Genomic DNA, 22,706 nt, shown 5'->3' on the forward strand with positions numbered 1-22,706 from the left:
CCTCTAGACTGCGAGGCTGTCACCCCCTGTTGGATCAAGGATCGCAATGACTCCCCGCTCAGCCCTTGGCGCCCTGCATATCGGCGCATTGATGTTTGGCCTCACTGGCGTATTCGGCAAGCTGGCGGCGGCCTCCCCCGCCATCATCGTATTTGGCCGGGCGGCGTTTGCCGTGCTGGCGCTGGCGGTGTTTGCACGCTTTGCCAGTAATGCTCCGTGGAAGCGGCTGGAGATGCGCGACTGGCGCCGGCTGTTGGTCAGCGGTGTGTTGTTGGCCGCCCATTGGGTGACGTTCTTTATTGCCGTCAAGGTCGCCGGCGTGGCTGTGGCGACCCTGGGGTTCACCGCCTTTCCGGCCTTTACCGTGATCCTTGAAGGGCTGATCTTCCGCGAGCGCATTCGCGCCAATGAAGTACTGCTGGTGGTGCTGGTCACCGTTGGCCTGGTGCTTGTGACCCCGGATTTCAATCTCGCCAGCGAAGCCACGGGCGGCTTGCTATGGGGCATCGTCTCGGGCCTGTTGTTCTCGTTGTTGTCGCTGAACAATCGCGCCAGTTCCGGGCGCATTCCTGCGGTACAGGCCGCGCTGTGCCAGAACGTCGTGGTCGCCGTGCTCCTGCTGCCCGTGGCCGCGCCGGGGCTGGCGGATGTGCGTGGAATAGATTGGCTGTGGATCGGGCTGCTGGGGGTGTTTTGTACTGGCTTGGCCCACAGCCTGTTTGTCGCCAGCCTCGCGGTGATCAAGGCGCGTACCGCGTCGGTGGTGTTTGCCATGGAGCCGGTCTACGGCATCACCGTGGCCTGGCTGCTGTTTGCCGAAACCCCGACCCTGCGCATGCTGCTGGGCGGCGCCTTGATCATCGTCGCCATCGTGCTTTCGGGCCTGATGGGCAGCGCCAGCCAGGCCAAACAACCGGCGCCGGCCTGACTTCAGACGGTACGGTCGTTATGCCCGAGGTCGCGTTGGGGGTCGATCTGGTCGCGCACTCGCTGCTTGAGCACCTTGGCCTCGGGAAAACCGCCATCGGCCTTGCGCTCCCAAATCTGCACGCCATCACAGGTGATGCGAAACGCGCCGCCGGTGGCCGGTTCCAGCGCCACGCGTCCCAGGTCATCGGCAAAGGTGCTGAGCAACTCCTGGGCCAACCACGCGGCGCGCAGCAACCACTGACACTGGGTGCAATAGGTGATAACGATCTCGGGTTTGCATGCAGACATCATTAAGCGGCTCCTGGCGTAACAGGCTCAGCGAATCGGGTGGCTATAATAGCGGCCTTTGTCGCCCAGCCACGAGATTGATGATGCGCCGCCTGCTGTCTTGCCTGTTCCTGTGCCTTGTCCCCCTACTTGCCGACGCTGTAGAAGCCCCCCGCCCGAAAATCGGCCTGGTGCTGTCTGGCGGTGCCGCCCGTGGCCTGGCGCATATCGGCGTACTCAAGGCACTTGAAGAGCAAGGGATTCATATCGATGCGATTGCCGGCACCAGCATGGGGGCGGTGATTGGCGGGTTGTACGCGTCGGGCTACAAGATCGACGAGCTGGAGAAATTGGCGCTGGGGATCGACTGGCAGCAGGCCCTGTCCGACGCGCCACCGCGTGAAGACGTACCGTTTCGGCGCAAGCAGGATGACCGGGATTTCTTGGTCAAACAAAAACTCAGTTTCCGCGACGACGGTAGCCTCGGCCTGCCACTGGGCGTGATCCAGGGCCAGAACCTGGCGTTGCTGCTGGAAAGCATGTTCGCCCACAGCAGCAACACGCGTAACTTCGACAAGCTGCCGATCCCCTTCCGCGCCGTGGCTACCGACATCACCACCGGCGAAAAAGTAGTCTTCAGCAAAGGCCACCTGCCCCAGGTGATACGCGCCAGCATGTCGATCCCCGCGGTGTTCGCCCCGGTGGAGCTGGATGGCCGCCTGCTGGTGGACGGCGGCATGACCGACAATATCCCGCTGGACGTGGCGCGGGAGATGGGCGTCGACATCGCCATCGTGGTCGACATCGGCACCCCGCTGCGCTCGCGCAAGCAACTGGCCACCGTGGTGGACGTGCTCAACCAGTCCATCACCCTGATGACCCGGCGCAACTCCGAGGAGCAACTCAAGGCCCTGTACCCCAAGGACGTGTTGATCCAACCGCCGCTGGCCGCTTATGGCGTCACCGACTTCGGCCGCGCCAAGGACATGATCGAAGCCGGTTACCGCGCCACCCGTGCCCTCGACGTACGCCTGGCACACCTGCGCCCTGCCGAACCCATCGACGCCGACCTGATAGCTGCGCGCACGCCGGGCGAACGCACCCCGGTGATCACCGCAATCCAGGTGGAGAACGACTCCAAGGTCAGCGACGACGTTATCCGCTACTACATCCGCCAGGGCCTAGGAGAACCGCTGAACCTGGGCCGCCTGCAATCGGATATGGGCACCCTGTACGGCCTGGATTACTTCGAGCAGGTGCAATACCGCGTGGTAAAAAAAGGCCAGGACAACACCCTGGTAATCAGCGCACGCGGCAAGCGCAGCGGCACCGACTACCTGCGCCTGGGCTTGAACCTCTCGGACGACATGCGCGGCGACAGCGCCTTCAACCTCGGCGCCAGTTACCGCGTGAACGGCATCAACCGCCTCGGCGCGGAATGGCTGACGCGGGTGCAGATTGGTGATCGGCAGGAGCTGTACAGCGAGTTCTACCAACCCATGGACACCGGCTCACGCTACTTTGTGGCCCCCTACATCAGGGCCGAGGCACAGAACGTCGAGCTGATCCTGGACAACGACCCCATCTCCGAATACCGCCTGGAACGCTACGGCTTTGGTTTGAACGTGGGCCGACAGATCGGCAACAGCGGCGAGATCCGCTTTGGCGTAGGTGAAGCCTGGGGCAAGGCGGACGTGCGCATTGGCGACCGCGATCTACCGAGTGTGAGCTTCAGCGAAGGCTTCTATGAGCTCAAATACTCCTTCGATTCCCTGGACAACGTGTACTTCCCCCACAGCGGCGAAGACATCAGCCTGGCCTTTCGCGAGTTCGAACCCGGCCTGGGCTCGGACCAGCGCTACCGCCAATGGGAGTTCAAACTGGACAAGGCCATGAGCCACGGCCCGGACACCCTGATACTGGGCGGCCGCTATGGACGCACCCTGGATGATTCGGATGTGGTGATTTCCAGCTTTCTGCTGGGGGGCGCACGGCAATTATCAGGCTTCCGCCAGGATGCGATTTCGGGGCAAAACATCAGCCTGATGCGCGCGGTGTACTTCCGCAGGCTCACTCCGCGCTCTTACCTGCCGCTGGACTTCCCGTTGTACCTGGGTGCATCCCTTGAACGGGGCCGGGCGTGGAACAACGATAACGAGTTCGACAGCGGCTATATCAACGCCGCGAGTATTTTCCTGGGGTTTGATACGCCATTGGGGCCGCTGAATTTCAGCTATGGGTTCAATGATGATAATCAGAAGGCGGTGTACTTGAACCTGGGCCAGACGTTCTAGGAAAGGATTGCCAAGGACTTTTGTAGGAGCGAGCTTGCTCGCGAAAAACCCACAGACGCCGCGTTTATTCAGGAGGCCCGCGTTATCGTTGACGTTTTTCGCGAGCAAGCTCGCTCCTACATTTGCAGTTCAGGACTTTTCCAGGTTCGCCAGGATGTGCTCATGCACCCGCATGCACACCCGCAGGTCTTCTTCATTCACGCCCACGAACAATTCATGGCGCAATGCCGTGGCGATGGTTTCGATCTGGTCGATCAGCGGTTGAGCCGTATCGCACAGCAGGATGCGTTTGGCGCGCCGGTCTTCCACCACGGCTTGGCGTTGTACCAGGCCCTGGCCTTCGAGGCTGTCGAGCAGGCGGGCCAAGGTTGGCCCTTCCACGCCGACACTTTGGGCCAATTCACGCTGGGTGGGTGCTTCGACAAAACGGGCCAGGTGCAGCAGCACCAACCAGCGCGCCTGGGACAAGCCCAGCCCCGCCAGACGGCGGTCCAGTTCGGCGCGCCAACCTCGGGACATTTGCGCCAACTGCATGCCAAAACGGTGTTGATCGGTTAACGGCATAAAAAACTCGTGTTTAAGACTGAAAATAAAGTATGGCTAATTATTAGTCAGCTAAGCATGAGCCCTGCCCGTAGGCAAGGCCCGCTATGTACTGATTCGTTACATTGTCGTAATTGGCACACTAAATTTCGAATTCGGACTGCAAAGCGGCACGCACGCAGTACAAAACGCCTTCCGGAACACGCCCGGTAAACAACGGCGCAATCTCCGTGACAGCTGGCAATTCGCCTTCTCCATCGAGAAAGGCGTCCTGGATTTCACCGAGCAAATCCTCTGGCAAATCAAGGGCCTGCTCCAGGGACAATTGCTGCTTGCCGATGGCTTCGGCGAGCAAGGTGTACACGTTTTTTTCCGAGCATTGCAGCTGGCCGGCGATCTGGAGCGGGGTCATGCCGGCACGGGCCAGGCTGATCAGTTCGTGGCGAATATCGGCGATTTCCTTCGGCGCTTCGGCCTGGCCGCCGAGCACTTCCAAGAAGGCCTGGCCGTAGCGCTCCAGTTTGCGTGCGCCCACGCCGCTGACCCGGGCCATCTCGGCCATGGTGGTGGGCTGCTCGCGCAGCATCTCCAGCAAGGTGGAGTCGGGGAAGATAACGTAGGGCGGTACGCTGTGCTCCTGCGCCAGTTTGCGCCGCAGGGTGCGCAAGGCTTCCCATTGTTCGCGCTCCTCGCCCCGCACCAGCTGGCTGGCCTGGCTGGTGCTGCTGCTTTTGGCGGTGGTCTGCGGCTTGAGGTCACGGCGCAGTTCCAGGCTCACTTCGCCCTTGAGCAAGGGCCGGCAACTGTCATTCAGGCGCAGCCCGCCGTAGCCTTCGATATCGATGTCGACCAGACCACGGGCAACCATCTGGCGAAACAGCGAACGCCACTCCCCTTCAGCCCGGGCCTTGCCGACACCGTACACCGAGAGTTTTTCGTGGCCGAAGCTGCGGATTTTTTCGTTGTCCTTGCCCAGCAGAACATCCACCAGATGGCCCACGCCATAGCGCTGGCCGGTGCGATAGATCGTCGACAACGCCTGGCGCGCCGGTTCGGTGGCGTCCCAGGTTTGCACGCCGTCGATGCAGTTATCGCAGTGGCCGCAGGGTTCAGGCATGTCTTCGTCGAAATACGCCAGCAGGGTCTGGCGGCGGCAGCGGGTCTCTTCGCACAACGAGAGCATGGCGTCGAGCTTGTGCTGCTCCAGACGCTTGTGGCGCTCGTCGCCCTCGGAGTTCTGCAGCATCTGCTTGAGCATCACCACGTCTTGCAGGCCGTAGACCATCCAGGCATCCGCCGGCAGGCCATCACGGCCAGCACGCCCGGTTTCCTGGTAATAAGCCTCAAGGGACTTGGGCAGGTCCATGTGCGCCACGAAACGCACGTTGGATTTGTCGATGCCCATGCCAAAGGCAATGGTCGCCACCATGATCAGGCCTTCCTCGTTCAGGAAGCGTTTTTGGTGCGCAGATCGCGTGTCATTGGGCAGGCCGGCGTGGTAAGGCAGCGCCGGGTAGCCTTGCTCACAGAGGAACGCGGCGACCTCGTCGACTTTCTTGCGCGACAGGCAGTACACGATGCCCGCATCACTGCGCCGTTCGGATAGGAACGCCAGCAACTGCTTGCGCGGCTGCTCCTTGGGCACGATGCGGTAGAAAATATTGGGCCGGTCAAAACTCGACAGGAAGCGCTCGGCGTTCTGCAAATGCAGGCGCTCGACGATCTCTTCGCGGGTCCGCTTGTCAGCGGTGGCGGTCAGCGCAATGCGCGGCACATCGGGAAACAGTTCGGCCAATTGGCCAAGCTGCAGGTATTCGCGACGGAAATCGTGACCCCATTGCGACACACAGTGGGCTTCGTCGATGGCAAACAGGGCGATCTCAAGGCTCTGCAAAAAGGCCAGCATGCGTGGCTGCACCAGGCGCTCCGGCGCCAGGTAAAGCATTTTCACTTCGCCACGCTTGATGCGCGCTGCCAGGTCGCGCTGCTGCTCGGCGCTGAGGGTGGAGTTCAACGACGCGGCAGCGACCCCGAGTTCTTCAAGGGTGGCGACCTGATCGTCCATCAGCGCAATCAGCGGCGACACCACCACGGCCAGGCCATTGCGCAACAGCGCCGGCACCTGGAAGCACAGCGACTTGCCGCCACCGGTAGGCATCAGTACCAGGGCATCGCCGCCACTGGCCACGCGCTCAATGATCGCACCCTGGCGGCCACGAAAACTGTCGTAGCCGAAGATGTCCTTGAGGACGCGTTGAGCCTGCTCGAGCATGTAAAACTCCAAAATGGTGCCGAAATCCCTCTATACAGGCTGGCCGAAAAAATCCGCGTTCACGAAAAATAATCCGTAAGCGAAGTTTTCCCGGATTGGCGCTGGGCCTGCAGGGGCATCACAAAACGCGGCAGTATACCCGAGCGTTATCCCCCAAAGGGCGCGACTGACGAATAGACGCACCAGGCTAAAACCGGGCAAATATGCCGTGCGGCTGGCCTGGGCGCTCAAGAAAGCCTAGAATTCAGCATCGTTTATTCCCAAGGTAGCCCTTCAATGTCCTTCGCTGAGCAACTAACCCGCCTGCAAGCCTTCCTCGACGCCGATGAGCTGCATGACGAGGCGCTGGACTACGTGGCCGCCCACGGCTACCTGACCGCCCTGTCGATCTGCTCCGACCCCGTCCCGGACCGTGAATGGATCGACGCGCTGTTCGCTGAAGAGCCTCACTACAGCGACGACGCCCAGCGCGAAGAAATCGAATCCACCCTGCTCGCCCTCAAAGCCCACATCGCCCGCCAACTGGCCTCCGACGAAGAGTTCGAGCTGCCGTGCGAGCTGGACCTGGGCGACGACCCGGATGACTCCGACCTGCGCGGCTGGTGCATCGGTTTCATGGAAGGCGTGTTCCTGCGCGAAGCCGCCTGGTTCGAAACCGCCGAAGAAGAAGTCAGTGAAATGCTGCTGCCGATCATGGTCGGTTCGGGCTTGTTCGAAGAGGAAGCAGAGTTCTCCGACATCGCCGCCGACGCCAACCTGATGGACGACATGATCGTGCAGATCCCGGAAGCCCTGACCGCCCTGTACCTGCTGTGCAACGCGCCCGACGAAAAACCGGCGATCCTCAAGCCACGTCACCACTGAGTCGCTTGCCCGTGGCACCCATGGGCAACCGTCCACTGCTCCTGCGCTACGCGCTGCTGGCCATTGGCTGGCTAAGCGTAGCGCTAGGCGTCATCGGTATTTTCCTACCGGTGTTGCCGACCACACCCTTCCTGCTGCTCGCCGCCGCCTGCTTCGCTCGCAGCTCCCCGCGCTTCTACCACTGGCTGGTGGAACACCCGCGCCTGGGGCCCTGGGTGCGCGACTACCTGGACGGCAATGGCATCCCGCTCAAAGGCAAGGTCTACGCCATTGGCTTGATGTGGTTGAGCATCTCGATCTCCTGCTACCTGGTGCCACTGCCCTGGGCACGGGGCTTTATGCTGACCAGTGCGGTGCTGGTGACGATCTACATCCTGCGCCAGAAAACCCTGCCACCGCGCTGAGCGCCGCCTGCGACATTCGATCCCACACGACCTTGGTCGACACTGACTAACACCAGGCATCATGCGAGACTGTCCAACCGGGCCTGGAATGCCCGGGTGTTCTTATGCTCGGAGTTACCATGACGCTGTCCAGCGGGCTGATCGCCGCCGTTGCCCTGGCCTATATGGCCACCATGTTTGCCATCGCCTTTTACGGTGACCGCCGCCATGCGCCGCTGCCGCCGCGCGTGCGTGCCTGGGTGTATAGCCTGTCGCTGGCGGTGTACTGCACCAGTTGGACCTTCTTCGGCGCCGTGGGCCAAGCGGCCGAACAACTGTGGGCATTCTTGCCGATCTACCTGGGGCCCGTGCTGTTGCTGGTGCTGGCCCCCTGGGTGCTGCAGAAGATGATCCTGATCAGCAAGCAGGAAAACATCACCTCCATCGCCGACTTTATCGCCGCCCGTTACGGCAAGTCCCAGTCCCTGGCGGTGGTGGTGGCACTTATTTGCCTGGTCGGCGTGCTGCCCTATATCGCGCTGCAGCTCAAAGGCATCGTGCTGGGCGTGAACCTGCTGATCGGCGCCGGCCCCGACACCACCGGCACCCGCGCCCAGGACACGGCCTTGATTGTGTCGCTGGTATTGGCGCTGTTTACCATCGTGTTCGGCACGCGCAACCTCGACGCCACCGAACACCACCGCGGCATGGTGCTGGCGATTGCCTTTGAGTCGCTGGTCAAGCTGTTCGCTTTTCTTGCCGTCGGTGCGTTTGTCACCTACGGCTTGTACGACGGTTTCGGCGACCTGTTCAGCCAGGCCATGCTCGCCCCGCGCCTGGAGGAGTACTGGAAAGAGACCATCAACTGGCCATCGATGGTGGTGCAGACCGGCGTCGCCATGATGGCGATCATCTGCCTGCCACGACAATTTCATGTGACGGTGGTGGAGAACATCGACCCCCAGGATTTGCGCCTGGCCAAGTGGGTGTTCCCGGCTTATTTGATCCTCGCGGCACTGTTCGTGGTGCCCATCGCCCTGGGCGGCAAGATGCTGTTGCCAAGCTCAGTGCTGCCGGACTCCTATGTGATCAGCCTGCCGATGGCCGAGGCGCACCCGGCGCTTGCGGTGCTGGCGTTTATTGGCGGTGCGTCGGCGGCCACCGGCATGGTGATCGTGGCGAGTATCGCCTTGTCGACCATGGTCTCCAACGACATGCTGCTGCCGTGGCTGTTGCGCCGGTCCAGCGCCGAACGGCCATTCGAAGTCTTCCGCCACTGGATGCTGTCGGTGCGCCGGGTGAGCATTGTGATCATCCTGCTGCTGGCGTACGTGAGCTACCGCTTGCTGGGCTCCACCGCCAGCCTGGCGACCATCGGCCAGATCGCGTTTGCCGCCGTGACCCAACTGGCCCCGGCGATGCTCGGTGCGCTGTATTGGAAGCAAGCCAACCGGCGTGGGGTGTTTGCCGGTTTGGCCGCCGGTACCTTCTTGTGGTTCTACACTTTGGTCCTGCCGGTGACGGCGAAAAGTCTGGGCTGGTCGCTCAACCTTTTCCCCGGCCTGACTTGGATGCACTCCCACCCGTTCGGGCTGTCGGTAACCTCGCTGACCCTGGGCACTGTGTTCTCCCTGGCCGGTAACTTCACCCTCTTCGTGTGGGTGTCGATGCTGTCGCGCACACGGGTTTCCGAGCACTGGCAGGCAGGTCGTTTTATCGGCCAGGAAATCAGCCAGCGCGCGAGTGCGCGTTCCATGCTGTCGGTACAGATCAGCGACCTGCTCAGCCTGGCGGCACGTTTCGTCGGGGAAGAACGGGCCCAGCAGAGTTTTATTCGCTTCGCCTATCGCCAGGGCAAAGGCTTCAACCCCAACCAGAATGCCGATAACGATTGGATCGCCCACACCGAACGCTTGCTGGCTGGCGTACTCGGCGCCTCCTCGACGCGGGCGGTGGTGAAAGCGGCGATTGAAGGGCGGGAAATGCAGCTGGAGGACGTGGTCCGTATCGCCGACGAAGCCTCCGAAGTGCTGCAGTTCAACCGCGCCCTGCTGCAAGGTGCCATCGAGAACATCACCCAGGGCATCAGCGTGGTGGACCAGTCGCTCAAGCTGGTGGCCTGGAACCGGCGTTACCTGGAACTGTTCAACTACCCGGACGGCTTGATCAGCGTTGGCCGACCCATTGCAGACATCATTCGCTACAACGCCGAGCGCGGCCTGTGTGGCCCCGGTGAAGCGCAAGTGCACGTTGCGCGTCGCCTGCACTGGATGCGCCAGGGGCGTGCGCACACCTCCGAGCGCCTGTTCCCCAATGGCCGAGTGATCGAGTTGATCGGCAACCCGATGCCCGGTGGCGGGTTTGTCATGAGTTTCACCGACATCACCGCGTTCCGCGAAGCCGAACAAGCGCTGACCGAGGCCAACGAGGGCCTGGAGCAGCGAGTGACCGAGCGCACCCATGAACTGTCGCAACTGAACGTGGCCCTCACCGACGCCAAGGGCGTGGCCGAATCCGCCAGCCAGTCGAAGACGCGGTTCCTGGCGGCCGTGAGCCATGACCTGATGCAGCCGCTGAACGCTGCGCGGCTGTTTTCCGCCGCCCTCTCCCACCAGACCGATGGCCTGTCCGGCGAAGCACGGCAGCTGGTGCAACACCTGGACAGCTCGCTGCGCTCGGCTGAAGACTTGATCAGTGATTTGCTGGATATTTCGCGCCTGGAAAACGGCAAGATCAATCCGCAGCGCCAGCCCTTTGTCCTCAACGAGCTGTTCGACACCCTGGGCGCAGAATTCAAGGCACTGGCCCAGGAGCAACACTTGCGCTTCCGCTGGCGCGGCAGCCGTATGCGGATGGACAGCGACATCAAGCTGCTGCGGCGGATTTTGCAGAACTTTCTGACCAATGCCTTCCGTTATGCCGACGGCCCGGTGCTGCTGGGCGTACGTCGTCGCAAGGGCGAACTGTGCCTGGAGGTCTGGGACCGTGGCCCTGGCATTGCGCCGGATAAACAAAAGGTGATCTTCGAAGAGTTCAAGCGCCTGGACAGCCACCAGACCCGTGCCGAAAAGGGCCTGGGCCTGGGCCTGGCGATTGCCGACGGCCTGTGCCGCGTACTGGGCCATCGCCTGAGCGTGCGCTCCTGGCCGGGCAAAGGCAGCGTCTTCAGCGTGTGCGTGCCGCTGGCCCGCAACCAGGCCAGCGTGCAACCCAAGGCGCCGGCAGAAACCGGCCTGCCCTTGAGTGGCGCACGGGTGCTGTGCGTGGATAACGAAGACAGCATCCTGATCGGCATGCGCAGCCTGCTCACGCGCTGGGGCTGTGAAGTCTGGACAGCCGCCAACCAGGCCGAATGCGCGGCGTTGCTGGCCGAGGGTATCCGCCCGCAACTGGCGCTGGTGGATTACCACCTGGACCACGGCGAAACCGGTACCGAGTTGATGGGCTGGCTACGTGCGCAATTGGCCGAGCCGATTCCCGGTGTGGTGATCAGTGCCGATGGGCGACCGGAGATGGTGGCCGAGGTGCATGGGGCGGGGTTGGATTACTTGGCCAAACCGGTGAAGCCGGCGGCGTTGCGGGCGCTGGTGAGCAGGCATTTGCCCCTGTAACGGCATAGGTATCCGCACAACTTCGGTATGACGCCGAACCTGTGGCGAGGGAGCTTGCTCCCGCGACGGCCTGACAGCTGACGCATATCCATCTGACGCTCCGAAATCCAAATGTGGGAGCTGGCTTGCCTGCGAAGACGGCCTCACAGTCAACACAGTTGGACCGGGTACATATCCGTTATTTAGGTAACGGCCACTTAGGGTTCCGCCCTGACGGCGGCTCACTTTGCAAAAGCGGCAAAGTAAGCAAAACGCTCTTGCCCCACCACTCGGCACCTCGCCTAGGCTCGGTGTGCCCGTAATCCGCCAGTGATTTGGGGGGCCGCCGCCACGCGCCATCCATGGCGCGGGGCGGCTAAACCGGCATCCCTGCCGGTTTACCCCCCAAATCCCTGTCGAATTCCGGCCAGCGTGGTTTAACGGGGCGCTTAAGATCAAGATCACAAGCAGATCAAGATCAAGGGCGGCTCGCTTCGCATCGTGGTTACCGTTGAGCGCTGCATAGTTGTAGATAACTATGCCTATGACGGGGCTGAACTCGATCTATGTGTGGGAGCGGGCTTGCTCGCGAAAGCGGTGTTTCAGTGTTAGATGTGCTGGCTGACATTACGCTTTCGCGAGCAAGCCCGCTCCCACAATTTAGGTCCGTGTTTATTCCGGGAGATGTGCCACGCCGTCCGAATCGGTCATTGCCCGCTCCAGCAGATCTGCCGGCAAGCTCTTACTGGCGCGGGCGCCGAGCAATCTTAATTGCTCGGTACGGCTGACCAGGTTCCCCCGCCCATCCGTCAGTTTGTTCCGTGCCGCGCTGTAGGCCTTGTCCAACTGTTGCAGTCGGTTGCCCACTTCGTCCAGGTCCTGGATAAACAGCACGAACTTGTCATACAGCCAGCCGGCACGCTCGGCAATTTCCCGGGCGTTCTGGCTCTGGCGTTCCTGCTTCCAGAGGCTGTCGATCACGCGCAGGGTGGCGAGCAAGGTGGTGGGGCTGACAATCACGATATGGCGGTCGAAGGCTTCCTGGAACAGGTTGGGCTCGGCCTGCAATGCCGCGGAAAAGGCGGCCTCGATCGGTACGAACAGCAGCACGAAATCCAGGCTGTGCAAACCCTCCAGGCGCTTGTAGTCCTTGCCGGCCAAGCCTTTGACATGATTGCGCAGGGACAGCACGTGCTGCTTCAAGGCGGCCTGGCCAATCACCTCGTCATCCGCCGCAACGTACTGTTGATAGGCGGTCAAGCTGACTTTGGAGTCGACCACCACCTGCTTGTCGCCCGGCAACATGATCAGCACGTCAGGCTGGAAACGCTCGCCGTCCGGGCCTTTGAGGCTGACCTGGGTCTGGTATTCACGGCCCTTCTCCAGGCCGGCGTGCTCCAGCACCCGCTCAAGAATCAGCTCGCCCCAGTTGCCCTGGGTTTTCTGGCCCTTGAGGGCGCGGGTCAGGTTGGTGGCTTCGTCCGACAGGCGCAGGTTCAATTGCTGCAGGCGCTCAAGCTCTTTGGCCAGGGAAAAGCGCTCACGGGCTTCGTTCTGATAGCTTTCTTCGACACGCTTCTCGAAGGACTGGATACGTTCCTTGAGCGGGTCGAGCAGTTGGCCGAGGCGTTCCTGGCTGGTTTCGGCAAAGCGTTGCTCACGTTCGTCGAAGATCTTGCCGGCCAGCTCGGCAAATTGCGCACGCAGCTCGTCCCGTGAGCCTTGCAGGTCGGTGAGGCGCTGCTGATGACTCTCTTGCTGCTCGCGCAGTTCGGCGCTCAGGGCCGCGGCCAAGGCGTCGAGGCGCCGCAGTTCGGTTTCCTTGGCGCTGCGGTCGAGGTTCCAGGCGTGCGCGGCGTCGCGGGCGTTATCGCGGTCGATCTGCAACAGCTCGACTTCACGGCGCAGCGCCGCCAGGTCGGCTTGCTTGGCAGCATTGGCCTGGCTCAGGTCACTGATCTCATCGCGGCTGGCGTCCAGTTGAGCGGCGAGCCCTTCCTGGGCCAGTTGTGCGGTCGCCAGGCGCTCCTCCAGCAGCTCCCAGCCGGTGGTGCGTGCGGTCGGGCGCCGCTGGAGTTGCCAGCACAGCGCCAGTAGCGGCACGGCTGCGCCCACAAGACCCAAGGCGATACTGGTCCAGTCAAACACCATAGCCATTTCTGCCATCACCGAAAAAGATCAAGGGTAACCAAGCCTAAGGCCGGAGGACAGCTCAGTCTTCGACCTGGCCCAGTTCGCGCTGGGCGCGACGGTCGCCGGCGCGAGCAGCCGAACGCAACAAATCGTGGCCGATGCGCCGGTCACGGGCATTTCCGCACTCGCGGCACATCAGTTGGCCAAGACGGCTCTGAGCGGCCACCACGCCTTCGCGGGCGGGCTGCTTGAGCAAGCGTCCGGCAAGATGCTTGATATTGGTGCTCTGCCCAAGGCGCGGGCTGTCGAGCAGCCACAAAGCGACCTTCAAGGAAAAACGCTTGGGTGCGGTAACAGTTTGGGGCGTGTCGGTAACAGAATGTGATACTGAGCGAAACTTCATAAAGCACTGTGGGGCAGAACGGAAGGCGCGCCACTCTACTCTTTTTTTCGTACAGGTAAAGCTGAAAAAACCGTGCACGCCCGTCCTAGAGCAAGCGCTCGGGACAATCCACAGAAGCTGTGGATAACTCAGTGGACAACCCCCCTGGAACAGGCGCAAAGCCCCATGGAACGGGGGCCGCAGTCAAACTGACGATTTTTTCACCAATAAAAAAAGCGAGATTTTTCATTGACTTAAATTTTGATTACAGGCAAATGGGCGCACTTGCACACCCGTGACAGCAGGGTTACACCCTTGGCCTTGAATGTGCACAAGTCCTTATCGGCTGGTTATATCGTCGGCGTTTTTTGATTCAACACCGGTTAAACATGTTACTGAGCAGGCAAACCCAAGGGCTTTTCAAATCTGCCTCGGCTCGCCACACTGCGCCACCGACAATGCAAACCAGTAGGGCCGATGAAAGGAATTCTGTTATTCGCCGGGCTGCTACTGGCCATCTGCGCGATCTCCCTGGGAATCAATGCCGCGCTCCCCTCTCCGGACGGCGCACTGTTCGCCATTGCTATCTTGCTGTCAGCCGCCTTTACCGCCGTGATCCTGTGCATCGAACTCAGTGACGGAAGGATCAATGACATGCGCGAGGTGATCCGCATGATCGAGACCGGCCAGTCCTTGCGGCTGACGCTCGCCGCCTACGGGCTGGGGTGCGCACTGGCCGCGTCCATGACCGTGCTGGTCTATCGCGAGTTGCTCGGCGGCTGATCGAAGTTTTTTTGCAATCGGCCTTCCCTTCCCTGTTTCAATCCGTTACTATCCGCGGCGTTAGTACCAAGCTGAAAGTCAATTCTGGTCGAACACGTCCCCTGAACCACATGGGATCGACCACCTCGATGGTTTCCAGGTATTCCTTGCGACGACACTGCCTTTGAACAAGCAAAGGGTGGCGCGAAGTTCCAATACTCTGACCGAACCAACCTGCAAATTGATCAGGATCTTCACCCCGGGCCCAGAACCTTTGCCCCTGTTGTGTTGCCTGCCCTCCTAAGTACCTACCTGCCAGCCCAAGCGCGCCTAATTTAATAGCGCTTCAAACTGGCTGCTTTGTTCCAGTCGGGTTCTTCGTTTGATCAATGGTGATCAGCGTTACTGGAACGTTTTAACGTTGCACGGTTCTTATCCGTGTCATTTGTAGGAACACCAATAATATGAACGCTCAAATCCACACTCAGGATGCCATTCGCACCCTCACCAACGCTTTTGCCCCAATGAACTGCCTGATCATGGCCGCTCGCAAAGGCTGCTTCAGCTTCACCCTGGTCAACGAACACGGCATCGCTCGTCACAGCGAACGCCTGTACCCCGATCAATACTCCAGCGCAGAACCGCTGCAGGCCGTGATTGATCGTACCCGTCAGGCACTGACTGCCTGATCGACCCGCGTCGCTGAAACTCAAAAAACCCTGTTTGAATAACAGGGTTTTTTATTGCCTGGAATTTGGCCTTGAGCCGGTGGCGCTAAGTACAAATCGATATAAACGTTATAACCGGTTGCAGAAGATGTTTTAAAAACAGTCCTTTACATCGTGAATATGACACTACACTTCAACTCAAGCGGCATGATCCGCTTACGACGGGCCTGAGATCCGATTCACCGCTGCCAAGCTCCCCTTCTCAGGCTCGTCCATTCTTTGCACGGACTGAGGCTCGTATGGGTATTGCCGCCAGTGAATTGTGTCGTTATGTGATCCGGCCGACGCTGATGTACCTCGGCCGTCACAGCCCAACAGCCGAATCCCTGCTGCTGGGCATTGCCGCCAGCCAGTCAGAACTGGGCTCGGCGCTGCATGACCGCCGCGGCCATGGCCTCTACAGCATCACCGAACCCCGCCACCGCGCCCTCTGGGATGGCTACCTGGCCTTGGACCCGGAACGCGCCAGCCTGGTGCGTGGGCTAGCCAGCCAACATGCGTTCCTCAGCGCGCCCCAGTTGGAGTTGACGGTAAATCTGCGCTACGCCACGGCGATCGCCTGGCTGTTGGTGGAACAACATCGTCCTGCCCTGCCCGCGCCCGGCGATGTACTGGCCATGGCGCGTATCTGGAAAGAAATATTCCACCCCCAGGGCCGCCTGCGAGATTTCACTCAAGCCTGGCAAACCTGTGTAAGCCCAATGAAACAGGCAACTTGTTGACCGGGCAAATTGCAAGATTCGGCAAAAAACGGCAATTTTGGTCGGATTGTCCTACAAAACCGCTCTATCTCCAGCATTACAGCCTATAGCGCGATCTGAAATTTATTGATACTTTCCGCAGCGGTGATCACACGGAGTTCTAATAATGAAAAAAGTAATGCTCAAGACCACACTTAGCCTCGCCGTTGCCATGGCATCCTCCCAACTGTTCGCCAGCGGCTTTGCGCTCAACGAACAGAGCGTGAGCGGGATGGGTACCGGTTTCGCAGGTCGCTCTTCCTCTGCCGATGATGCGAGCACTGTGTTCGGTAACCCTGCTGGTATGGCGCGCCTGGAAGGCCAACAGATCACTGGTGGCGTTGCAGCCATTGATGCCTCCACCGATATCAGCAATGTCAGCGGCCGCTCCGCTGGCAGCAATAAAGGCGATATGGTGCCTTTCACTGCCGTGCCTTTCGGTTTCTACACCAATAAACTCAACGACCAGTGGGCTGTCGGCTTCGGCGTTTATGCGCCGTTCGGCCTGGTGACCGACTACGAAAGCGGCTTCCAGGGCCGTGGCTTTGGCAGCAAGAGCGAAGTGAAAGTCATCACTTTGCAACCGACCGTCAGCTACGCCTTCAACGATCGCGTTTCCGTAGGTTTCGGCCCGACCATCAACCGCATTGCCGGTACCCTGGAATCAGACCTGACGCTGAACCCTCGCGCGCCAGACACCAATATCAAGATCAAGGGTGACGACACCGCACTGGGCTTCAACATCGGCGTGCTGGTTCAAGCCACCGATACCACCCGTGTCGGCCTGACCTACCACTCCAAGGTCAGCTACAAGCTGGACGGCCACACCGAAGTCACCGCACCGACCGCGACCTCGCCGTTCCTGCGCAGCAACCGCTATGACGCTTCGCTGAAAATCGACACCCCTGAGTCCTACGACCTGTCCGTCACTCAAGACCTGACCGACGCGTGGAAACTCTACGCCGGTGCAACCTGGACACGCTGGAGCCGCCTGAAAGACATCACCGTCAAGAACGAAGGCGTCAGCGGCGCTACTGGCGGCGCGCTTGCCCCAGGCCTGGTCAGCACGATCAAGGAAGACCAGAACTGGCACGACACCTGGGCTTACGCCGTGGGTACCTCGTACCAGCTCACCAAGCAGGTGGTGCTGCGTACCGGCCTGACGTTCGACCAGTCGCCTACCAACAACACGGATCGCTCGCCGCGTATCCCGACCGGCGACCGTACGATCTTCAGCCTGGGCCTGGGCTATCAGGTCATGGATAACATGACCATCGACCTGGCCTACTCCTACCTGAAGGAAGAGGACGTCAAGGTTTCGCGTTCCAACCAATTGGCCAGCTACAACGCCAAGTATGAAAACAGCGCCAACGGTTTCGGCTTGGGCATGACCTACAAGTTCTAACCCGCAGCCGTATAAAAAAGCCCCGCTCTCCTGTGAAGGAGGCGGGGCTTTTCAGTGCTCGCCAATCAGGGTTTGGACGCTATGGCCTGCTCCACCGCCTTGATCAGTTCCGGGCTGTCCGGCTTGGTCAGGCTGGAAAAACTGGCAACCACATTGCCTTGGCGATCCACCACATACTTGTAGAAGTTCCACTTCGGCGCCGCGTCAGCCTGCTGCGCAAGCACCTTGAACAGGTGCACCGCATCCGGCCCCTTGACCTTCTGCGGCTCGGTCATGGTGAAGGTCACGCCATAATTCACGTAGCAGACCTTCGCGGTTTCCTCACCGGTCTTGGCTTCCTGCTTGAAGTCATCGGACGGCACGCCAATCACTTCCAGGCCTTCGCCCTTGTAGCGCTGATATAACGCTTCCAAGCCTTTGAACTGCGGAGCAAAGCCGCAGAAGCTCGCTGTATTGACGATCACCAAGGGTTTGCCAGCGAATTGCTGGCACAGGTCGATGGATTCCTTGGCCCGCAGCTTGGGCAATTGGCCCTCCAGCAACGGTGGGCAACTGGCGGCCATCGCCACGCTGCCAATAGCCATCAGGACGGGTACAGCGAGCCAGCGCATCTGCATGTCAAAAGTCCTTGAGTCGGTTCAGACCCACAACTTAACAGATCGCCATGCCCAGTTGCATCAACGCCAGGCCGCCCCGCTGCCATCCCCACCAGGCCAGCAGCAACAACACCATCCCCCCTGCCAACAGCATAAGACGCGCTGTCATGCTCATGCCGCCTCCATCTGCGCCTGTATACGTGCCACTGGCCGCTCACGCACCGGCCAATTCAGCGCGGCGGCGAGCAGGCTGAGCAAAATTGCCACCTGCCAGATCAAATCGTAGCTGCCGGTTCGATCATAGACCACCCCGCCCAGCCATCCGCCGAGGAAAGAGCCAAGCTGGTGGAACAGGAACACGATCCCGCCCAGCATCGAGAGGTTGCGCACACCAAACAGGGTCGCGACGGTGCCGTTGGTCAGCGGCACCGTGGACAACCACAAAAAGCCCATCGCCATGCCAAACAGATACGCCGTGACTTCGGTGACCGGCGCCCACAGGAACAACACAATCACCACCGCCCTTAACAGGTACAAGCCGGTGAGCAGGCGCGGCTTGGACATGCGCCCACCAAGCCAACCCGCCGTATAGGTGCCGAACACATTAAACAGGCCAATCAACGCCAGCACCGTGGTGCCCACCGTGGCCGGCAGGTGCTGGTCGACCAGGTACGCCGGCAAGTGCACACCGATGAACACCACTTGGAAACCGCAGACAAAAAAGCCGAAGGACAGCAGCCAGAAGCCGGAGTGAGAACAGGCTTCTTTGAGCGCCTCACCCAGGGTTTGCTGGCCCACTGTGACCGCCAGCGGCCGGTCCTTGAGCATGGCGACCAGCGGCAGGATCAGCGCCACCATCAAGCCCAGCACCAGCAATGCTGCCGACCAGCCGAGCCAGCCAATCAGGCCGAGGGTGCCGGGCACCATGGCGAACTGGCCGAACGACCCCGCCGCACTGGCAATGCCCATGGCCATACTGCGTTTTTCGGGCGCTACGGCGCGGCCGACCACGCCGAGGATCACCGAGAACGAGGTGCCGGACAGGCCAATGCCAATCAGCAAGCCTGCGCTCAAAGACAGTGACCACGCGGAGTCGGACATGCCCATCAGCACCAGGCCAACGGCGTACAACACCCCGCCGACAAACACCGCCTTGGTCGCGCCGAAACGGTCGGCCAAGGCCCCGGTAAATGGCTGCGCCAAGCCCCAGATCAGGTTCTGCAAAGCGATGGCAAAGGCAAAGGTTTCACGCCCCCAACCGAATTCGCTGCTCATCGGCGCCAGAAACAGGCCAAAGCCATGCCGTACGCCCAAGGACAACGCCAGGATCAGCGCACTCCCTAAAAGGACCCAACCACTGGTGCGCCACATCGAGGTCATTTCTTATTCTCCGTTCGCGGGTATATACCCGCTTGTAGTCGAACAAACCGCCGTTCAGGCGAGTTCATCCAGCAAGGCCAACAACATTTCGCGCTTTTCGGCGCCAAGCTTATCAATCAGTTTCTGTTGCGCTGCTTCCCACGCCGGCAACGCAGCGGCCAGCCGTTCATGGCCGGCGTCAGTCAATACCACCAGGCGGTTGCGCAAATCGTCGCCCTCCACCAACTGCACCAGCCCATCACCTTCCAGGACGCGCAGGTTGCGCCCCAGGGTGCTGCGATCCAGGCCCATGGCGTCCGCCAGGCTGGAAATGCTCGGCTGGTCGAGACGCTGCAGGTTACACAGCAGAGAATACTGGGCAACGTTGATCCCGAAGCCGTCGAGAGCGCCGTCGTAGTGCCTGCTGACGCCACGGGCGGCGCGTCGCAGGTTGGTGCATAAACATTGGGAGGCAAGCATAGAGCGTGTATATACCCGGAGTTAACCAATTGCAAGAAAGCGTTACAACGCCAGCCCGACCAACACCACGACTTCAAGCAGCTCCAGCAGTGCGCCGGCGGTATCGCCCGTGGTGCCGCCCAGACGCTTGACCATCAACTGGCGCAGCCACACGAAACACAATGCCGCCAGCAACACCGCGATGCCGCCGTTGAAGCCGCCGATCAGGATACAGGCCAACCCGCTGAGGATCAGCACCTGTTGGCCGACAATTCGCGGCAAATGGTCTGACAGTGCCTGGCCCAAACCACCCGCACGCACGTAGCGCGTGGTGAGAAACAGCGCCAGCATCGAAGCGCGTCCGATCAAGGGCGCCAGGATCAAGGCGGCGCCATTGTGTTGTTCGATCAACGCCACCAAGGCGCTGAACTTGAGCAGCAGCACCAAGCCCAGGGTGACCACCGCAATCGGGCCGCTGCGCGGGTCTTTCATGATGCTGAGGGTGCGCTCGCGGTCGCCAAAGCCACCCAGCCAGGCATCGGCGCTGTCGGCCAGACCGTCCAGGTGCAAGCCACCGCTGAGCAACACCCAGGCCGTGAGCAGCAACGCGGCGTGCAACAGCAACGGGGCGCCCTGCAACACCTGGTTGAGGCCCCATAACAGCACGCCGAACAGCAACCCTACCAGCGGATAAAACAGCAACGAACGGCCCAGCTCTTGAGGCTGCGGCATGCCCGGAAAGCGAATGGGCAGGCTGCTGAGAAATTGCAGGGCGATCCAGAACGGCAGCATCATCAGCGTCCTTCCTTCAATACGCCATCGGCCGCAACCTGCAGGCCGAACAAGGCACCGTGACCCACTTCGACATTCAGCAGTTGCTCACGGGGCAACCCTCGCGCCTGGGCCAGCAGCAGGCGCATTACACCGCCATGGCTGATCAACAGCACGCGCTGGCCAGCATAGGCCTGATGCAGCCGGGCGACAGCGCCAAGCACGCGCTCGGAAAACTGGATGACCGGCTCGCCCTGCGGCGGCGTGAAGGCATAGGGGTTGGCCCAGAACAAGCCCAGCCCTTGGGCATCGGTGTCCATCAACGCGGCCGCACTCTGCCCTTCCCAGGCGCCGAAGTGCAGCTCTTGCAAATCAGCCTCCAGACTCACCGGCACATCGAGCTGTGCCCCCAACTCCCGGGCAAACAGAGCGCAGCGTTGCAACGGTGAGCTGATCAGCCGATCCCATGGCCCCTGTCCCACCACTGCGTCACGCATCTGCTGCCAGCCCTTGACGGTCAGCGCATCGTCCAGGCTGCCACGCAGGCCACCGCCCAGTTCGGTTTCGCCGTGGCGCAGCAGGTCCAGGCGCAAGGTCATGCGGGGCGGTCCGCCACGGCGGCTTCGGCGAAGGTCGCCATCTGCCCGTGCAGCGCACACGCCAGGCGCAACAAGGGCACCGCCAACGCGGCGCCGCTGCCTTCGCCCAGGCGCAGGCCCAGTTCCAGCAACGGCTGCGCCTCGAGGCTGTGCAGTACATGGCGATGGCCCGGCTCGGCGCCACGATGGCCGAACACCAGCCATTGGCGGCACGCCGGGTTCAAGCGCACCGCCACCAGCGCGGCCACGCTGCAGATGAACCCATCCACCAGCACCACGATGCCTTCCTGGGCGCAGGCCAGGTAGGCGCCGACCAGCGCGGCTATTTCAAAACCGCCGAGATTGAACAAGGTTTGCAGCGCATCACTGCGCTGGCCGGCGTGCAACGCCAAGGCGCGTTCAATGACTGCGACCTTATGGCTGACCCCTGCGGCATTCAAACCGGTGCCAGGGCCTGTGAGGTCAGTGACCTGGCAATCCAGCAATGCGCAGGCCAAGGCACTGGCGGCAGTGGTATTGCCGATGCCCATCTCACCGCCGATAAAGAGTTGCGCACCGCTTTCCAGGGCGCGGCGTGCGCTGTCTCGTCCAGCTTGCAAGGCCAACTGCCCTTGGGCTTGGGTCATCGCCGGGCCATGGACGAAATTGGCCGTGCCCGCGCCGATATTCAGGTGACGAACGCCGGGCAAATCCAAGGACGGCGTGATGGTGCCGAGGTCGACCACTTCCAATTGCGCTTGCAGTTGCCGCGCCAGCACGCTGATTGCCGCACCACCGGTGACGAAGTTTTGCAGCATCTGGCCAGTGACCGCCTGGGGAAATGCCGATACACCTTCAGCGACCACACCGTGATCGCCAGCAAAAATCGCGATCCACAGGTGTTCTACCGAGGGCTTGGCCTGGCCCTGCAAACCTGCCAGCTGCACCGCCAGCGCTTCCAACTGGCCGAGGGAGCCGGCGGGTTTGGTCAACTGCTGCTGACGCGCCAGCGCCTGTTCGTGGGCCGCGGCATCAATGGTCTTGCAGGGGTTGAGCCACCAGGAATCGGTCATAACGCAGTACCTTTCAAAGTCAGGGGCAGGCCGGCAACCGTCAGCACAACGCGCTGACAGTGCTCGGCCAAGGCTTGATGCAACCAACCGGCTTCATCCACATAACGGCGAGTCAATTCGCCCAGCGGCACGACACCCAGACCGGTCTCGTTGCTGACAAAAATGATTTCCCCCGGCAGCGAGGCCAGGGTTTGCAGCAGGTGATCACGCTCGGATGCAAGGCGCGCCGGGTCTTCGAGCATCAGCAGGTTGGTGAGCCATAAGGTCAGGCAATCCACCAGCAGGCAGCGATCAGTGGCGGCGTTTTCGCGCAGCACGCGCGCCAGGTCGATGGGTTCTTCAACCAGGCCCCAATGGTCGGGCCGACGCTGGCGGTGCAGCGCGACGCGCTCGTTCATCTCACCGTCGAGGGGTTGGCTGGTGGCGATATAAATGACGGCAAGCCCGCTCTGTGCGGCAAGCTTTTCGGCCAGGCGGCTCTTGCCCGAACGGGCGCCGCCGAGGATCAATTGATACATGCAAAGGTCCCAGGCAAATAATGTGGGAGCGGGCTTGCTCGCGAATAGGGTATGTCAGT

21 protein-coding genes are annotated in these 22,706 nt (G+C 61.3%); 9 read left to right on the forward strand and 12 right to left on the reverse strand.

What is annotated here, in order from left to right; genetic code table 11:
• Positions 1-46 precede the first annotated feature (46 nt).
• On the forward strand, positions 47-928 hold the full coding sequence (locus tag MF6394_RS30590; protein WP_078468166.1) for a DMT family transporter: 882 nt from the start codon (positions 47-49) through the stop codon (positions 926-928).
• Between the two features lie 2 nt (positions 929-930).
• Here the strand turns inward: MF6394_RS30590 and MF6394_RS30595 are convergent, their stop codons facing one another.
• On the reverse strand, positions 931-1,218 hold the full coding sequence (locus tag MF6394_RS30595) for a SelT/SelW/SelH family protein (RefSeq protein ID WP_014719371.1): 288 nt from the start codon (positions 1,216-1,218) through the stop codon (positions 931-933).
• Positions 1,219-1,301: 83 nt separating this feature from the next.
• Between MF6394_RS30595 and MF6394_RS30600 the strand changes: the two genes are divergently transcribed.
• Positions 1,302-3,491: a patatin-like phospholipase family protein gene (locus tag MF6394_RS30600; protein ID WP_044268468.1), complete on the forward strand. Its 2,190-nt coding sequence runs from the start codon at positions 1,302-1,304 to the stop codon at positions 3,489-3,491.
• A gap of 129 nt (positions 3,492-3,620) precedes the next feature.
• Here MF6394_RS30600 and MF6394_RS30605 read toward each other — a convergent pair whose 3' ends face one another.
• Both MF6394_RS30605 and recQ read right to left on the reverse strand, forming a co-directional pair.
• A complete protein-coding gene (locus tag MF6394_RS30605; protein WP_003193007.1) occupies positions 3,621-4,055 on the reverse strand; it encodes a MarR family transcriptional regulator in 435 nt (144 codons plus the stop codon).
• A gap of 121 nt (positions 4,056-4,176) precedes the next feature.
• Complete coding sequence (gene recQ, locus MF6394_RS30610) at positions 4,177-6,306, reverse strand: DNA helicase RecQ (RefSeq protein ID WP_069558837.1); 2,130 nt, start codon at positions 6,304-6,306, stop codon at positions 4,177-4,179.
• A 276-nt stretch (positions 6,307-6,582) separates the two neighbouring features.
• Here recQ and MF6394_RS30615 point away from each other — a divergent pair, with 276 nt between their 5' ends.
• The 3 genes from MF6394_RS30615 (at position 6,583) to MF6394_RS30625 (ending at position 11,164) form a co-directional block, all read left to right on the forward strand.
• Positions 6,583-7,170, forward strand: a complete 588-nt coding sequence (locus MF6394_RS30615; RefSeq protein ID WP_044268462.1) for a UPF0149 family protein — start codon at positions 6,583-6,585, stop codon at positions 7,168-7,170.
• A 20-nt stretch (positions 7,171-7,190) separates the two neighbouring features.
• Positions 7,191-7,574, forward strand: coding sequence for a YbaN family protein (locus MF6394_RS30620; RefSeq protein WP_019818414.1), 384 nt, complete (start codon positions 7,191-7,193; stop codon positions 7,572-7,574).
• A 119-nt stretch (positions 7,575-7,693) separates the two neighbouring features.
• Entirely contained in the window at positions 7,694-11,164 is a 3,471-nt protein-coding gene (locus MF6394_RS30625) for a hybrid sensor histidine kinase/response regulator (protein ID WP_078468167.1), read from the forward strand.
• A 651-nt stretch (positions 11,165-11,815) separates the two neighbouring features.
• On the opposite strand, the gene rmuC is transcribed toward MF6394_RS30625, so the two are convergent.
• Together rmuC and MF6394_RS30635 are read right to left on the reverse strand one after the other, a co-directional pair.
• Positions 11,816-13,180, reverse strand: a complete 1,365-nt coding sequence (gene rmuC, locus MF6394_RS30630) for a DNA recombination protein RmuC (protein ID WP_169918249.1) — start codon at positions 13,178-13,180, stop codon at positions 11,816-11,818.
• Between the two features lie 175 nt (positions 13,181-13,355).
• Positions 13,356-13,679, reverse strand: a complete 324-nt coding sequence (locus MF6394_RS30635) for a hypothetical protein (RefSeq protein WP_003193019.1) — start codon at positions 13,677-13,679, stop codon at positions 13,356-13,358.
• A 456-nt stretch (positions 13,680-14,135) separates the two neighbouring features.
• Between MF6394_RS30635 and MF6394_RS30640 the strand changes: the two genes are divergently transcribed.
• The 4 genes from MF6394_RS30640 to MF6394_RS30660 all read left to right on the forward strand — a co-directional run bounded on the left by MF6394_RS30640 (position 14,136) and on the right by MF6394_RS30660 (position 17,293).
• Positions 14,136-14,441 carry a hypothetical protein gene (locus MF6394_RS30640; protein ID WP_003193020.1) on the forward strand — a complete coding sequence of 102 codons (306 nt, stop codon included), beginning with the start codon at positions 14,136-14,138 and terminating at the stop codon, positions 14,439-14,441.
• 443 nt (positions 14,442-14,884) lie between these two features.
• Positions 14,885-15,109 carry a hypothetical protein gene (locus MF6394_RS30650; RefSeq protein ID WP_003193022.1) on the forward strand — a complete coding sequence of 75 codons (225 nt, stop codon included), beginning with the start codon at positions 14,885-14,887 and terminating at the stop codon, positions 15,107-15,109.
• Positions 15,110-15,387: 278 nt separating this feature from the next.
• Complete coding sequence (locus MF6394_RS30655; protein WP_044268450.1) at positions 15,388-15,870, forward strand: hypothetical protein; 483 nt, start codon at positions 15,388-15,390, stop codon at positions 15,868-15,870.
• 145 nt (positions 15,871-16,015) lie between these two features.
• Positions 16,016-17,293 carry an OmpP1/FadL family transporter gene (locus MF6394_RS30660; RefSeq protein WP_044268446.1) on the forward strand — a complete coding sequence of 426 codons (1,278 nt, stop codon included), beginning with the start codon at positions 16,016-16,018 and terminating at the stop codon, positions 17,291-17,293.
• 65 nt (positions 17,294-17,358) lie between these two features.
• On the opposite strand, the gene MF6394_RS30665 is transcribed toward MF6394_RS30660, so the two are convergent.
• The 7 genes from MF6394_RS30665 to cobU all read right to left on the reverse strand — a co-directional run bounded on the left by MF6394_RS30665 (position 17,359) and on the right by cobU (position 22,647).
• A complete protein-coding gene (locus MF6394_RS30665; RefSeq protein ID WP_032895915.1) occupies positions 17,359-17,910 on the reverse strand; it encodes a glutathione peroxidase in 552 nt (183 codons plus the stop codon).
• Positions 17,911-18,060: 150 nt separating this feature from the next.
• Entirely contained in the window at positions 18,061-19,269 is a 1,209-nt protein-coding gene (locus MF6394_RS30670; protein WP_078468168.1) for an MFS transporter, read from the reverse strand.
• 54 nt (positions 19,270-19,323) lie between these two features.
• Positions 19,324-19,728: a MarR family winged helix-turn-helix transcriptional regulator gene (locus tag MF6394_RS30675; RefSeq protein WP_044268436.1), complete on the reverse strand. Its 405-nt coding sequence runs from the start codon at positions 19,726-19,728 to the stop codon at positions 19,324-19,326.
• A 42-nt stretch (positions 19,729-19,770) separates the two neighbouring features.
• Positions 19,771-20,499, reverse strand: coding sequence for an adenosylcobinamide-GDP ribazoletransferase (locus MF6394_RS30680; protein WP_078468176.1), 729 nt, complete (start codon positions 20,497-20,499; stop codon positions 19,771-19,773).
• Between the two features lie 2 nt (positions 20,500-20,501).
• Positions 20,502-21,077: an alpha-ribazole phosphatase family protein gene (gene cobC, locus MF6394_RS30685; protein WP_069558881.1), complete on the reverse strand. Its 576-nt coding sequence runs from the start codon at positions 21,075-21,077 to the stop codon at positions 20,502-20,504.
• On the reverse strand, positions 21,074-22,129 hold the full coding sequence (cobT, locus tag MF6394_RS30690; RefSeq protein WP_078468169.1) for a nicotinate-nucleotide--dimethylbenzimidazole phosphoribosyltransferase: 1,056 nt from the start codon (positions 22,127-22,129) through the stop codon (positions 21,074-21,076). Before cobT ends, cobC begins: the two co-directional genes overlap by 4 nt.
• Complete coding sequence (gene cobU, locus MF6394_RS30695) at positions 22,126-22,647, reverse strand: bifunctional adenosylcobinamide kinase/adenosylcobinamide-phosphate guanylyltransferase (RefSeq protein WP_044268425.1); 522 nt, start codon at positions 22,645-22,647, stop codon at positions 22,126-22,128. Before cobU ends, cobT begins: the two co-directional genes overlap by 4 nt.
• Positions 22,648-22,706: the final 59 nt, after the last annotated feature.

This window comes from Pseudomonas sp. MF6394 (assembly GCF_002018845.1).
GTDB classification, from domain to species: Bacteria; Pseudomonadota; Gammaproteobacteria; order Pseudomonadales; family Pseudomonadaceae; genus Aquipseudomonas; species Aquipseudomonas lactis.

Bases quoted from the DNA above. Each gene is read 5' to 3' on its own strand.
- MF6394_RS30590 (WP_078468166.1), top strand. From the start codon at position 47: ATGACTCCCCGCTCAGCCCTTGGCGCCCTGCATATCGGCGCATTGATG.
- MF6394_RS30595 (WP_014719371.1), bottom strand. From the start codon at position 1,218: ATGTCTGCATGCAAACCCGAGATCGTTATCACCTATTGCACCCAGTGT.
- MF6394_RS30600 (WP_044268468.1), top strand. From the start codon at position 1,302: ATGCGCCGCCTGCTGTCTTGCCTGTTCCTGTGCCTTGTCCCCCTACTT.
- MF6394_RS30605 (WP_003193007.1), bottom strand. From the start codon at position 4,055: ATGCCGTTAACCGATCAACACCGTTTTGGCATGCAGTTGGCGCAAATG.
- recQ (WP_069558837.1), bottom strand. From the start codon at position 6,306: ATGCTCGAGCAGGCTCAACGCGTCCTCAAGGACATCTTCGGCTACGAC.
- MF6394_RS30615 (WP_044268462.1), top strand. From the start codon at position 6,583: ATGTCCTTCGCTGAGCAACTAACCCGCCTGCAAGCCTTCCTCGACGCC.
- MF6394_RS30620 (WP_019818414.1), top strand. From the start codon at position 7,191: ATGGGCAACCGTCCACTGCTCCTGCGCTACGCGCTGCTGGCCATTGGC.
- MF6394_RS30625 (WP_078468167.1), top strand. From the start codon at position 7,694: ATGACGCTGTCCAGCGGGCTGATCGCCGCCGTTGCCCTGGCCTATATG.
- MF6394_RS30635 (WP_003193019.1), bottom strand. From the start codon at position 13,679: ATGAAGTTTCGCTCAGTATCACATTCTGTTACCGACACGCCCCAAACT.
- MF6394_RS30640 (WP_003193020.1), top strand. From the start codon at position 14,136: ATGAAAGGAATTCTGTTATTCGCCGGGCTGCTACTGGCCATCTGCGCG.
- MF6394_RS30650 (WP_003193022.1), top strand. From the start codon at position 14,885: ATGAACGCTCAAATCCACACTCAGGATGCCATTCGCACCCTCACCAAC.
- MF6394_RS30655 (WP_044268450.1), top strand. From the start codon at position 15,388: ATGGGTATTGCCGCCAGTGAATTGTGTCGTTATGTGATCCGGCCGACG.
- MF6394_RS30660 (WP_044268446.1), top strand. From the start codon at position 16,016: ATGAAAAAAGTAATGCTCAAGACCACACTTAGCCTCGCCGTTGCCATG.
- MF6394_RS30665 (WP_032895915.1), bottom strand. From the start codon at position 17,910: ATGCAGATGCGCTGGCTCGCTGTACCCGTCCTGATGGCTATTGGCAGC.
- MF6394_RS30670 (WP_078468168.1), bottom strand. From the start codon at position 19,269: ATGACCTCGATGTGGCGCACCAGTGGTTGGGTCCTTTTAGGGAGTGCG.
- MF6394_RS30675 (WP_044268436.1), bottom strand. From the start codon at position 19,728: ATGCTTGCCTCCCAATGTTTATGCACCAACCTGCGACGCGCCGCCCGT.
- MF6394_RS30680 (WP_078468176.1), bottom strand. From the start codon at position 20,499: ATGCTGCCGTTCTGGATCGCCCTGCAATTTCTCAGCAGCCTGCCCATT.
- cobC (WP_069558881.1), bottom strand. From the start codon at position 21,077: ATGACCTTGCGCCTGGACCTGCTGCGCCACGGCGAAACCGAACTGGGC.
- cobT (WP_078468169.1), bottom strand. From the start codon at position 22,129: ATGACCGATTCCTGGTGGCTCAACCCCTGCAAGACCATTGATGCCGCG.
- cobU (WP_044268425.1), bottom strand. From the start codon at position 22,647: ATGTATCAATTGATCCTCGGCGGCGCCCGTTCGGGCAAGAGCCGCCTG.